The organism is Paracoccaceae bacterium Fryx2, assembly GCA_032334235.1.
Lineage (GTDB): Bacteria > Pseudomonadota > Alphaproteobacteria > Rhodobacterales > Rhodobacteraceae > JAVSGI01.
Genome location: JAVSGI010000005.1, coordinates 2,883,374 through 2,895,414, shown reverse-complemented (window position 1 = coordinate 2,895,414; position 12,041 = coordinate 2,883,374). Strand labels below are relative to the sequence as shown.

General features: G+C 69.9%; 12 protein-coding genes. 6 read left to right on the top strand and 6 right to left on the bottom strand.

Annotated elements, in window-relative coordinates; all coding sequences use genetic code 11:
• Window position 1: 1 nt before the first annotated feature.
• From RNZ50_23150 to RNZ50_23130, 5 genes are read right to left on the bottom strand one after another with little or no spacing between them, the layout of a single operon-like run.
• Window positions 2–940 carry an FAD:protein FMN transferase gene (locus RNZ50_23150; protein MDT8857871.1) on the bottom strand — a complete coding sequence of 313 codons (939 nt, stop codon included), beginning with the start codon at window positions 938–940 and terminating at the stop codon, window positions 2–4.
• Complete coding sequence (locus tag RNZ50_23145) at window positions 924–3,125, bottom strand: PepSY domain-containing protein (protein MDT8857870.1); 2,202 nt, start codon at window positions 3,123–3,125, stop codon at window positions 924–926. The genes RNZ50_23150 and RNZ50_23145 overlap by 17 nt, the downstream gene beginning before the upstream one ends.
• Before the next feature lie 18 nt (window positions 3,126–3,143).
• Entirely contained in the window at window positions 3,144–3,617 is a 474-nt protein-coding gene (locus RNZ50_23140) for a DUF2271 domain-containing protein (GenBank protein ID MDT8857869.1), read from the bottom strand.
• A gap of 30 nt (window positions 3,618–3,647) precedes the next feature.
• The gene (locus tag RNZ50_23135) at window positions 3,648–4,250 is read right to left on the bottom strand and encodes a cytochrome b/b6 domain-containing protein (protein ID MDT8857868.1); all 603 of its coding nucleotides are present in this window, start codon (window positions 4,248–4,250) and stop codon (window positions 3,648–3,650) included.
• 4 nt (window positions 4,251–4,254) lie between these two features.
• Window positions 4,255–4,656 carry a PepSY domain-containing protein gene (locus RNZ50_23130; GenBank protein MDT8857867.1) on the bottom strand — a complete coding sequence of 134 codons (402 nt, stop codon included), beginning with the start codon at window positions 4,654–4,656 and terminating at the stop codon, window positions 4,255–4,257.
• A 149-nt stretch (window positions 4,657–4,805) separates the two neighbouring features.
• Here RNZ50_23130 and RNZ50_23125 point away from each other — a divergent pair, with 149 nt between their 5' ends.
• The 4 genes from RNZ50_23125 to RNZ50_23110 all read left to right on the top strand — a co-directional run bounded on the left by RNZ50_23125 (window position 4,806) and on the right by RNZ50_23110 (window position 8,945).
• Entirely contained in the window at window positions 4,806–5,465 is a 660-nt protein-coding gene (locus RNZ50_23125) for a response regulator transcription factor (GenBank protein MDT8857866.1), read from the top strand.
• Window positions 5,462–6,835, top strand: coding sequence for a histidine kinase dimerization/phospho-acceptor domain-containing protein (locus RNZ50_23120; GenBank protein MDT8857865.1), 1,374 nt, complete (start codon window positions 5,462–5,464; stop codon window positions 6,833–6,835). Before RNZ50_23125 ends, RNZ50_23120 begins: the two co-directional genes overlap by 4 nt.
• A gap of 147 nt (window positions 6,836–6,982) precedes the next feature.
• The gene (locus RNZ50_23115; protein ID MDT8857864.1) at window positions 6,983–7,324 is read left to right on the top strand and encodes a hypothetical protein; all 342 of its coding nucleotides are present in this window, start codon (window positions 6,983–6,985) and stop codon (window positions 7,322–7,324) included.
• A 1-nt stretch (window position 7,325) separates the two neighbouring features.
• The gene (locus RNZ50_23110) at window positions 7,326–8,945 is read left to right on the top strand and encodes a calcium-binding protein (GenBank protein ID MDT8857863.1); all 1,620 of its coding nucleotides are present in this window, start codon (window positions 7,326–7,328) and stop codon (window positions 8,943–8,945) included.
• A gap of 116 nt (window positions 8,946–9,061) precedes the next feature.
• Here RNZ50_23110 and RNZ50_23105 read toward each other — a convergent pair whose 3' ends face one another.
• Window positions 9,062–9,604, bottom strand: a complete 543-nt coding sequence (locus tag RNZ50_23105; GenBank protein ID MDT8857862.1) for a cytochrome b — start codon at window positions 9,602–9,604, stop codon at window positions 9,062–9,064.
• 105 nt (window positions 9,605–9,709) lie between these two features.
• On the opposite strand from RNZ50_23105, the gene RNZ50_23100 reads away from it, so the two are divergent.
• Window positions 9,710–10,462 (top strand): CDP-alcohol phosphatidyltransferase family protein, encoded by a 753-nt coding sequence (locus RNZ50_23100; protein ID MDT8857861.1) that lies wholly within the window; start codon window positions 9,710–9,712, stop codon window positions 10,460–10,462.
• Window positions 10,459–12,039, top strand: coding sequence for a sulfatase (locus RNZ50_23095; protein ID MDT8857860.1), 1,581 nt, complete (start codon window positions 10,459–10,461; stop codon window positions 12,037–12,039). Before RNZ50_23100 ends, RNZ50_23095 begins: the two co-directional genes overlap by 4 nt.
• Window positions 12,040–12,041: the final 2 nt, after the last annotated feature.

Here is a 12,041-nt window from a genome sequence, read left to right as displayed (position 1 = left end):
CTCAGGCCGGAAGATCCGTCGAGGTGATGACCTCGCGGATCGTTTCCCCCTCGCGGATCAGGAAGATCGCCTCGATCCCGCGCGCGCGGGCGAAGGCGGGGCCGGCCTCCTCCCCCAGCACCATCAGCACCGTGGCCCAGGCATCCGCCGCCATGCAGGTGTCGGCCAGCACCGAAACCGATGACAGCCGGTTCTGCACCGGGCCGCCGGTCGCCGGGTTCATGGTATGCGCCAGTCGGCTGTCACCGACCCGCACGAAGTGGCGATAATCGCCCGAGGTCGCCACCGCACGGTCGGCCAGCCCGATCACGCCGCGCGCCGCCCGCCTGCCTGACGCCGGGTCTTCCAGCACCACCGCCCAGGGCGCGCCATCGGGGCGGCAACCCAGCGCGCGCATCTCGCCGTCAATCCCCAGCAGGCAGCTTGTCACGCCGAAACCTGCAGCGACCCGCGTCAACTCGTCCACGCCATACCCCTTGGCGATCCCCGACAGGTCAAGCTCGACCTCACCCGCCTTCCGCACCCGCCCGCCCGCCGGGTCAAGCTCCAGCCTGCGCGCCGATGCCAGCGGCACGCCCAGCAGGCGCCGGATCACCGCCGTGTCGCTGTGCCCCCGCGCCGGCCCGAAGCCCCAGGCGCGCACCAGCCCCCCGACCCCGATGTCGAACACCCCGCCAGACTCGTCCCCGATCCGCAGGGCTGCCGTCAGCACCTGCATCAGGTGCGGTGGCACCGGCACCCATTCCCCCACCGGCGCGCGGTTCAGGCGCATCAGGTCGCTGTCGTCGCGCCAGGTGGTCATCTGCGCCTCCACCTCTGCCACCGCGGCGGCCAGCGCCGTCTCGATGGCGCCAAGGTCCGGCCCAGGGGCAAGGCGCGCGGTCCAGCGCGCGCCCATCGCCGGGCCGCCAAGCGTGATCAGGTCAGTAGACGTCTTCATGATACCGGCCTTCTGCCTTCAGGGTGGCAATCGTCAGCCCCAGAGGGGCGATCGCCGCGCCGATCTCGGTCGCCGCGGCCCGCGCCATGGCCGAGCCGCCGCAGACCAGCACCTGCCCGCCTGCGGCAATCTGGCCGCGCAGGTGATGGGCGTCCTCGCGCAGCCTGTCCTGCACATAGGCCCGCGCCTTCACGCGCGAAAACGCCGTCACCAGCCGCGAAAGCCGCCCTTCCGCCTTCCAGCCGGCCAGTTCCCGCTGGTAAAGGAAATCCGCCTCGGGGTCGCGCGCGCCGAAGTAGAGCTCCATCGGGCGGCCGGGCGGGTTGCGGCGCACGAAACCCGCCATCGGCCCGATACCGCAGCCAGAGGCGACCAGGATCACCGGCGCCCGCCCGCCCGCCGGGCGGAACATCGGGTTGGGGCGGATGAAGGCGCGGATGCGGTCGCCGGGCTTCAGGTCATGCAGATAGCCCGAGCACAGGCCGCCAGGAAAGCGGCGCACCGCGATTTCCAGCCATCCGTCGCGGCGCGATGACGCCAGCGAGTAAAGCCGCGGCAGGTCCGACCCCGCAGGCAGGATGCCGACCAGATCGCCCGCCTCGAACCGCGGCAGGCGCGCGCCGAAGATCCGGCGCCAGCCTTTCCGGGCCACCGGGGCAAAGCGCAGGATCACGCTGGGGGCATCTACCCCCGCCCCGAACGCCTCGCGCCCGGTCAGTTCCAGTTCGGTCAGCGGCGGAAGGGCCGCCACATGGTCAACCGTCAGGCCATCATGCCCCAGCGCCTTGCCCAGATCGCTGCCCCAGGCCGCGAAATCCAGCGTCGATTGCCGGTCTATCCGGGCGGGCGGCAGCAGTTCCGGCCAGCCCTTGTCGGCCAAGGTTTCGGCCACCAGATCGCCGTAGGCGCTGAACCGGGCGAACATCCGGTCACCAAATCCCAGCACGGCCACCGGCACCGGGTCGCCGTGATACCGCTTCAGCCGGTCAAGAAAGCCCTTGGCCGAAGCCGGGGCCACGCCTTCGCCATAGGTTGCGGCCAGCACGATCAGCGCCCTGGCCGCGGGCATCGGGCCCAGCGCGTTCATCGGCGCCAGATGCACCCGCCGCCCGGCGGCCTGCAACGCGCGGCCCAGCGTCGCGGCAAAGCCCCAGGTCGTGCCGCCCTCGGACCCGACCAGAATGACGACATCGGCCTGATCGGCCCGCACCGCCCCCTTCAGCCGCGGATGCGCCCGCTGGCGGCCCCACCAGATCAGCGCGCCGGTCACCGACAGCACCGGCACCGCCAGCGCCCCCAGCCCCAGCAGCAGCCCGAACCACCACAACCCCTGCCCGGTGTGCAGCAGGTAGATCACCTCGCTGACCCGCCGGATGGTCGAATGCGGCAGCCAGTTCAGCGCCTCGCCCGTGGCCTGATCGACATACCCCTCTCCGCCCGCAGTCTGCAGCCCGAACACGTCGGTCGGGTCGCCTGCGGCCGGAAAGGTCAGGCGGCGCAGGTCGGTCAGGTCAACCGCCTGCAACGCGGCCAGCGATGCGACAGGTGCCGGTGCGGTGCCCGCCACCTCGAAGGGAAAGGCAGGGCTGTCGCTGCTCCCGTCATCGAACACACCGAAGGTTGCCAGCGACATGTAGACCCCGGTTGCCGCCGAAACCGCCAGCATCGCCGCGGCCAGGCGCCCGGCGATGCCGTGCCAGCGTTGCACCGCCCCGCCCCGCACCGGCTGCGCGATCCGCCGCCAGCCGCCCAGCGCCGCCGCCAGCAGCATCAGCCCGGTCACCGCCATCAGCGCCATGACCCCGGCACTTACCCCCGCCGCCGCCCGCCCGATGTCGTCGAGCAGGAAGGACCGGTGCAGGCCCTTCACCCATCGCATCACCGCCGAAGGCTCAGACGGGCGCAGCACCGCCCCCGTCGCCGGGTCGATCTGGACCGAGGCAAACCCGTCGGCCCCTTCATAGCTGACGACAACCGCCCCATTCGGGCTGCGGTCGATGCGCTCGACCGCCGCGAACTGCGCCGAGACCGACTGCGCAAGATCCGCCACCGAAACCACCGGCAGCGACGGCGCCGACATCCGCTCCAGCGCGGGGTCAACCGACAGGATGGCCCCGCTGACCGCCAGCACCATGACGACAAGCCCCAGGATCAGGCCGGGAAGGGAATGGAACTGGCGAAGCATCGGCGCGACCTTTCGCGATCACATGTCGAACTGGAAGGACTTGACGTAGCCTTTGCCAGCCACCGGCGTTCCGGCATCGGCCCGGGTCAGCGGCACCACGATCTCGGCCGGGCGGTCCGGCATGTCCTCGACAGCGGTATCCATGCGGATCTGGTAGCCCGCGTCGATCAGCGCATCGGCGACATCGACTGTCACGACCAGGTTGCCGCCCGACCCGACGCTCGCCCCGGTCATGCCGTCAACCTCGGTGGCCGAACCGCCTGTGGCGCGGAACCAGTCCGACAGGTGCTTCCAGTATTTCGTCTTGCCGCCCGCCAGCCAGAGCGAGCCCTTGTAGGCCCCGTCGGCGTCGGTCAGGTAGATCGCAAGGTAGGCGCCCTCGCCGCCATAGCCCTTGAGCGCGGTGGTCAGCGTGACCTCGGCAGCGGAGATCGGCCCGGCGGCGGCAAGGGTGGCAAGCGACAGGCAAAGCGCGGTTTTGGTGCGGAACATCTTGGTCTCCATGGCAAAAATGGGAAAGGCTCAGGCAATATCGCCGGGGCCGGGGGCGCGCTTGGCGCCGGTGATCATGGCACGCGCCAGATTTTCGCGGTGGCGGAGGCTGGCGAGCACGACGCCGCCAATATGCAACGCGATCAGCAGCAGCATCAGGTTGGCCAGCACGTCGTGGGTCTCCTCGATCATGCCACCGGCCTCGCGGCCCTCGCCCTCGTCGTCATCGGCGAAGGCAGGCGCCACGAAAGCGGGCATTTCCGGCAGCAGGGCGATGCGCGCCGGTTCGGCCATCAGCCAGCCGGTCCCGGCCGTCGCCGCCATCGTGGCAAGGATAACCACGATCATCGCCGCCCCTGCCGGGTTGTGGCCGACAAAGCGCTGCTCGCGCCCCGTGGCCATCTGCCCGAGATAGCCCGCCACCGCCCCCGGCCGCTTCTGGAACTGGTTGAAGCGGGCGTAGTGCGGCCCGATCAGCCCCCAGACCAGCCGGAACCCGATCAGCGCCCACGCCACATGGCCCGCGTATTCGTGCACGGTGCTGGTCTCGTCGGCGGCCACCCAGGCCAGCGCGAACACCGCCACCAGCCCCCACTGGAACACCCGGAGCGCCGGGGCCCATACCTTGATCATGGTCTCAATCCGTCGGTTGCCGGTGTTTTCGGTCCGGGGCTGCGTTTTCGGTCGCGACGGGCGGCAGCACGGGCTTTGCCACCCCCTCCTGAAAGACGCAGACCGAGGCGCACAGGTCGGCAATGCTGCCGCCGCGGGCGAACTCGACCTCGATGGTGCGGATCGCCAGCGTATCGGGCTCGAACTTCGCCTCGATCTGGTTGCCGCGCGCGTCACGGGCATAAACCTTGTAGCAGCCGTCATCGCTGCGCACCCGCCGCACCTGCCAGCCCATTTCGCGTGTTGCGGCCTCGACGGCCTCGCGCGGCTGCCACGCCGACATCGGCGCGTTGCAGTCGTCGTCTGCCCAGACGGGGGCAGCGCCCACCCCCCCTGCGACAATTGCCAACAGAATCTGCCGTCTCATGGCGTCTTCCCCTTTTTCCGTTACCCAGGTTAAACGTTCATGCGCCGATTTGCTGACGCTTGACTGAACGCGGCCTGTGGTCGCATTCAGCGCAGTGTCAGCATCGCGGCGGATGCTGCACTTACCGCTGGCAAGAAAGGGTGTTGCCGATGCGAATCCTGCTGGTCGAGGATGACCGTGGCCTCGGGGCCGCCGTGCGCGACCAGATCGCCGCCGAAGGCCACACGCCCGACTGGGTGGAAACGCTGGCCGACGCAGATGCCTGCACCGGAACCATTGCCTACGACCTGATCCTGCTGGACCTGATGCTGCCCGATGGCAGCGGCATCGACTTCCTGCGCCGGTATCGTGCGCAGGGGGCCGCCACGCCGGTCATCATCCTGACCGCCCGCGACCGCATCACCGACCGCATCGCCGGGCTGAACGCCGGGGCCGACGACTACATGGTGAAGCCCTTCGATCTGGCCGAACTGTCCGCCCGGATCGGCGCGGTGGCGCGGCGCTATGCGGGCAACCCCAATCCGCTGATCGAACTCGGACGCCTGAGCATCGACTTGACCAGCCGCGCCATCACCGGGCCGGATGGCGCGATCAACCTCAGCCAGCGCGAATGGGTGATCTTCGAGGCGCTGCTGAAACGGCCCAACACTATCGTGTCGAAATCGCAGATCGAGGAGCAGCTTTACTCCTTCGATGCCGAGGTCGAAAGCAACACCATCGAGGTCTATGTAAGCCGCCTGCGCAAGAAGCTTGGCCATGGCGCGATAGAAACGCTGCGCGGCCTCGGCTACCGGCTGGGCCGCCCGTGACCGGCGCCCGCCCGCCCCGCAGCCTGCGGCGCGATCTGGTGCTTGGCCTGTCGCTGGGGCTGATCGTGCTGTGGTCGCTGGCGATCGTCGGGGCGGCCCATGTGGCACGCCACGAGCTGGACGAGGTGTTCGACAGCGCGCTGCAGGAAACCGCCGAACGCATCCTGCCGCTGGCGGTGATCGAGCTGATCAATTCCGGCCCCGATGGCACGCCGCAGCGCGTGTCCCCCGTGCGCCCCCACGAGGAATACCTGACCTATGTCGTGCGCGACCGCGACGGGGCGATCCAGCTTTATTCCCACCGGGCCGACCTGTCGGTGTTCGGCCTTTCCACCGAACTCGGCTTTCGCACCACGCAGGATCACCGGCTTTATGCCGCCTCGGCGGTCTCGGGCGCCTACACGATCGAGGTGGCCGAACCGCTGAACCATCGCCAGGCCGCCACCCTGAATACCATCGCCGCCCTGCTGAAGCCGCTGCTGTTCCTGCTGCCGGTAACGGTTCTGGTGATCGTCTGGCTGACGACGGTGAGCCTGCGCCCCGTCGCCGCCCTGTCGCAGGAGGTGCGGGGCCGCGATGCCTCGGACCTGTCGCCGCTGGTGACCCGTGGGCTGAAGGCGGAACTGCTGCCGGTCCGCGACGCGGTGAACCGGCTGATGGCGCGGCTGCGAAGCACGCTGGACTCCGAGCGCAGTTTCACCGCCAATGCCGCGCATGAACTGCGCACCCCGATCGCCGCAACGCTGGCCCAGACCCAGCGCCTGATCGCCGAAGCGCCCGAAGGCCCGCTGCGGGTGCGCGCGCGGGCCGTCGAGGCAGAGCTGAAACGCCTGGCTCGGCTTTCGGAAAAGCTGCTGCAACTGTCGCGTGCCGAAGGGGGCGGCGTGCTGGCCGAATCCGCGGCCGACATGGCGCCGATTCTGGCGATGGTCGTCGATGACTTCGGCCGGACGGGGCAGGACGACCGGCTGCGCCTGACCCTGCCGCCAGAGGGCGCCGCACCCTCGCGGATGGACCCCGATGCCTTCGCCATCCTGGCCCGCAACCTGATCGAGAATGCCCTGACCCACGGCGATGCCACCGCGCCGGTGAAGGTGGCGCTTGATCGCACCGGCCGCCTGCGGGTGATCAACGCCGGCCCGGTGGTCGCCCCGGACGCCCTCGCCCGCCTGACCACACGGTTCGAGCGGGCAGGCAGCCGGGCGGCAGGGTCCGGGCTTGGGCTGGCGATTGCGGCCTCCATCACGCGGGCGGCGGGGCATGAGCTGACGCTGCTCTCGCCCGCGTCCGGGCGCGCCGACGGGTTCGAGGCGCGGGTGACCCCGCCCGCCGCCGACCCCGAAACCCCGGCCCGGCAGCGGGCTTCCTGAGCCCGGCCCGCGCCCGATGTCGCGCCTTCGCCTTCCGGCCGCCTGCGGCCTGTTCACCGCCGCCGAGCTGGCCTTGCGCTGCGCACTCTGATCGCGATCGACAAGACCCGATACCTCGGCGTCACATGGAAGATGCGGCAGGGCGGATTGACGGTCGTGCCGCACCCGAACGGGGCGCTTTACAGCCACAAGCCGCCGCTGCTGTTCTGGCTGGTCAATCCGGTCTGCGGCGTCACCGGCGTCAGCGCACGGGCGGCGCGGCTGGTCGGCCCGGCCTTCGGTCTGGCCGGGGTGCCGCTGACCGCGCTGCGGCAAGGGTTTCGCCCCGGCCCGGTTGCCGGTGATGCGATGCCCCGAAAATTGTTTCCACACGGGCACCGTCGGCGCCGGAACGCATCGCCCTTCGCGACGTTGCTTTGGGTAAACGCACGCCCAGCGCATACGGCCGGGAGAATATTTCTCTTCGCCGTCTCCGCCCAAGGAGACTGAAATGGCTTTTCGCACTGTCGGACCGACCTCGACCCATCCTTCCATCAAGGCGGCCATGCTGGTCTCGGGGCCCGGGGATACGCTGATCCTCGAAAATGGTTACAGCAATGAAACTGCTGCCGTGACCCACAACAACCTGACCGTTTCCGGCGGCAGCGCGTCACTGGGAATCCTGCTGCGCCTCGGCACGGGCATTGCCACCGTCACGCTGACGGGGACTGCGCTGATCGACATCCGCGACGCGCAGGACGGCAACGGCATCGTCGGCAATGCGGGCGACAACCGGATCACCGTGACCGGCGGCGTCGATGCCGTGGATGGTGGCGGCGGCGAGGACCGGCTGATCGTCGATTACCGGCAGGCCATCGGCGCGGTGACCGGCGATTCAAGCTCCAACATCAGCGAGGCCGACGGCGGTGGCCGCAGCGTCACCATCACCGACGGCACCATCGAGCATTTCACCATCCTGACCGGCAGCGGCGCCGACACCATCACCACCGGCAACGGAAACGACATCATCCGCACCGGCAGCGGCGCATCGACGGTTTCGGCGGGTCAGGGCCGCAACACCGTGATCGGCGGCGCGGAATCCGATACCGTGACGGTTCTGGATGGCGGCAACTTCGTCGATGTCGGCAACGGCACCAACACCATCACGGCGGGCGCAGGCAACGACACCCTGATTTCGGGTGTGGGGGCCGACACGATTGTCAGCGGCGCCGGGGATGACCGGATCACCCTGCGCGGCGGCGCAGATTCGGTGGATGCCGGGGCCGGGTTCGACCGGCTGATCATCGACTATTCCGCCATGACCACCGCTGTTTCAGGCGGCGTGACCGGCGGCAATTTCGGCAGCGGCTATGTCGGGCACATCGCGGACCTTTCGGGCAGCACGCTCGATTTCCAGCGCAGCGAGGCCTTCACCATCACCACGGGCAGCGGCAACGACCTGCTGCGCACCGGCAGCGGCGACGACATCCTGCGGGCGGGTCAGGGCGATGATACGCTGCGGTCCCTTGGCGGTGATGACCGTGTCTTCGCGGGCGGCGGCCACGATCTGGTGTCGGCCGGGGCCGGGGCCGATCTGGTGAATGGCGGTGCGGGTCAGGACACGCTGAAGGGCAATGCCGGGCAGGACGTGATCAGCGGCGCAGGCGGCGGCGATCTGCTGCTGGGCGGCGCCGGGAATGACCGGCTGATCGGCAACGCGGGCAAGGACGTGCTGCTGGGTGGCGCGGGCGACGATCGGCTGTTCGGTGGAACGCAGGCCGACGTGCTGCGCGGCGGCATGGGGCGCGACGTGATGGAGGGTGGCCGCGGCGCCGACACTTTCGTGTTCGCGGCGGTCGCAGAGTCGGGTTTCGGAAACGATCGCGACGTGATCCGCGACTTCCAGACCGGCATCGACCGGATCCGGCTTTCCGCGATCGACGCCAACGAGACCCTTGCCGGAGATCAGGCCTTCGACTTTGTCGGCGGCCGTGCCTTCACCTCGCAGGCGGGCGAGCTGCGCTATCAGGACGGCGTGCTGTTCGGTGATGTCGACGGCGACGGCACGGCCGATTTCACCATCGGCATTGCCAATCTGGCGGCGCTGACGCAATCGGACTTCCTGCTGTAACCGCCCCGGGCCCGCGCCGCCTTTGGCAGCGGGCCCGATTTTCGGCGCGGGGCCCATCAGCGCCCAGTCGGTCGGCGCCCCGTCTGTCGGCGCCCAGTCTGTCAGCGCCCAGTCTGTCAGCGCCCGCTTGAAGGCCACATCCGCGAGAACACGCCGTCCTTCCTGACGAAGCCGTGGAACAGCGCCGCAAGGATGTGCAGCAGGATCACGCCGATCAGCGCGAAGCGGGTGTAGAAGTGGATCGACTTGGCCACCTCGGCGACCGCATCGGATTTCGGCAGCGGGCGCGGCACCATCAGCGCATCCAGCGCCTCCAGCGGGAAGCCGCCGGCCGTCACCCGCACATAGCCCGAGACCGCCATCACGATCAGCAGCACATACAGGATTGCATGGGTCAGCCGGGCAATCTTCTGCTGTAACGTCGGCACGCTGTCGGGCATCGGCGGCGGCGGGAAGGTGGCCCGGAAGGCAAGGCGCAGCACCACCAGAAACAGGATCACGACGCCGATGTTCTTGTGAAAGATGAACAGCGTATTCTGAAGCCAACGTGGCAGGCCTTCCTGCACCATCACCGCCCCGGCGGGAATCGTGGCAAGCAGCAGAATGGCCACCATCCAGTGCAGCGCACGCGCCGTTGGCCGGTAAGCGGGTAGGGACATGGATGCGCCTCCTCTTTTCGGGCACCGGTCGGGCAAGATTACCGGCGATCCTGCAGCAATCAATGCGAACTTGACAGTTTTGCCAAAGGGAACACCTTTGCAGCCATGGCAAACCGCCGCACCCTTGCTTCCGGACATCCCGCGCCCGGCCTTCACGGGGCTGCGGCGGGTTTTGTTTGGCTCGGGCTGGGCAATCTGGTGGGGGTCGGGGTGGTGGCCGCAATTCTGGCGCCGGGCCGTGCCGGGGTGGTGGCGGCGACGGTCGGGTTTGCCCTGCTGCTGGCGGCGGCGGCGGCGGGGATGCGCGCGCATTACCCCCATGCCCGGGCAGGCCTGTGCAACATGGTGACCCAGACCCGCGCCGCGCTGGCCGCCGTGCTGGCCGTGCCGCTGGTGACGCCGGGCCTGCTGGCGCAGGAGGCGGGGCTGGCCTGGGGGCTGGCGGGTCTGGCCGCGGTGGCGCTGGCGCTTGACGGGGTGGACGGCTGGCTGGCGCGACGGTCCGGGCTGGCCTCGGGTTTCGGCGCGCGCTTCGACATGGAGGTGGACGCGGCGCTGGCGCTGGTCTTGTCGGTGCTGGCGTTGCAGGGCGGCAAGGCGGGGGTGTGGGTGCTGGCCCTGGGGGTGGCGCGCTACGGCTTCGTGGTTGCGGGCTGGATGCTGCCCTGGCTGGACCGGCCCCTGCCGGAAAGGTTCAGCCGCAAGATGGTGTGCGTCGTGCAGATCGCGGTGCTTGTCGTGTTGCTGCTGCCGGTGGTGGTGGCACCGTGGTCGCAGGGCCTTGCGGCGGCGGCGGTGGCGGCGGTGGCGTGGTCTTTTGCCGTGGATGTGGCCTGGCTGGCGCGGGGCAGGCGATGACGCGGGCGGGGTTGGCTCTGGCGGCGCTGCTGCTGCATCTGGTGCTGGTCTTGCCCAACCATCCCGGAGCGATGACCTGGGCGGCGCTGCGGCTGTTTCCGCTGGAACTGCCGGTGATCCTGCTGGGGCTGGTGGCGCTGCGGACGGGGGGCCGGGCGGTGCGGGCGGGGCTGGTGGCGGGGCTGACGGTCATCACGGTGCTGAAGGTGGCGGATCTGGCGATGTTCTCGGTGCTGAACCGGCCGTTCAACCCGCTGGTCGATGGCAATCTGGTGGCGGCGGGCTGGAACGTGGTCTCGGGGGCGGTGGGAGTCGTGCCTGCGGCTCTGGCGGTGCTGGCGGGGCTGGCGGCGGTGCCTGCGCTGGCGGCGGCGCTGTGGTGGGCGACGGGGCGCTGGGCCGGCGTGGCGCCACGCCGGGTTGCGGCGGCCCTGGCGCTGGTGGCGGCGATGGTGGCGGTGGCCGATGTCGGGCAGGTGCGGCGGGCCTGGGCGCTGCCGCTGGAGGTGCCGGGCAGCGCCTTCACCGCGCGGCTGGCGGTAGAGCGGGCGAGCACCTATCGCACCATGCTTGCCGATCTGGCCGCCTTCCGCGCGGCGACGGCGGCCGACCCGTTCCCCGCCGCGACCGGCCTGTTCGACCGGCTGGGCGGGCGTGACCTGCTGATCGTCTTTGTCGAAAGCTATGGCCGCACCAGCATCGACAACCCGCTGTATGCCCCGACCCACACTGCCACCTTGCAGGCCGGGGCGGAGAAGCTGGCCGGGGCCGGGCTGGCAATGCGGTCGGGCTGGCTCACCTCGCCCATATCGGGCGGGCAAAGCTGGCTGGCACATGCCACGCTGGCCTCGGGGCTGAAGGTCAGCGACCAGTCGCGCTATGGCGCGATGCTGGCCAGCAACCGGCAGACGCTGTTCCATCTGGCGCGGGCGGCGGGGTATCGCACCACGGCGGTGATGCCCGCAATCACCCTGCCCTGGCCCGAGGCGGTGACGCTGGGGTTCGACGCCACCTACCCGGCCGCCGATCTGGGCTACAAGGGCAAGCCCTTCAACTGGGTCACCATGCCCGACCAGTTCACGCTGGCGGCGTTCGACCGGCTGCCGAGGGTCGGCGGGCCGCAGGTCGCCCAGATTGTGCTGATCTCGTCGCACGCGCCCTGGGTGCCGGTGCCGCAGATGGTGCCGTGGCAGGCGGTGGGCGACGGCAGCGTGTTCGACGCCATGGCCGCGGCGGGCGACCCGCCCGAGGTGGTGTGGCGCGACCGCGACCGGGTGCGTGAGCAGTATCGACAGGCGATCGACTATTCGCTGGGCGTCGTTTTCGACCACACGGCCCGCAGCGCGGCGGCGGGGCGGCTGACCATCGTGCTGGGCGACCATCCGCCCGCCGCCTTTGTCTCGCAGATCGACAGCGGCGACGTGCCGGTGCATGTGATCGGCCCGCCCGATCTGGTGGCGCTGCTGGACGGCTGGGGCTTCACGCCGGGGCTGATGCCGACTGCCAATTCGCCGGTCTGGCCGATGGAGTCGTTTCGCGACCGCCTGATCCGGGCGCTGAGTACGTCGGCGCCGTGAGT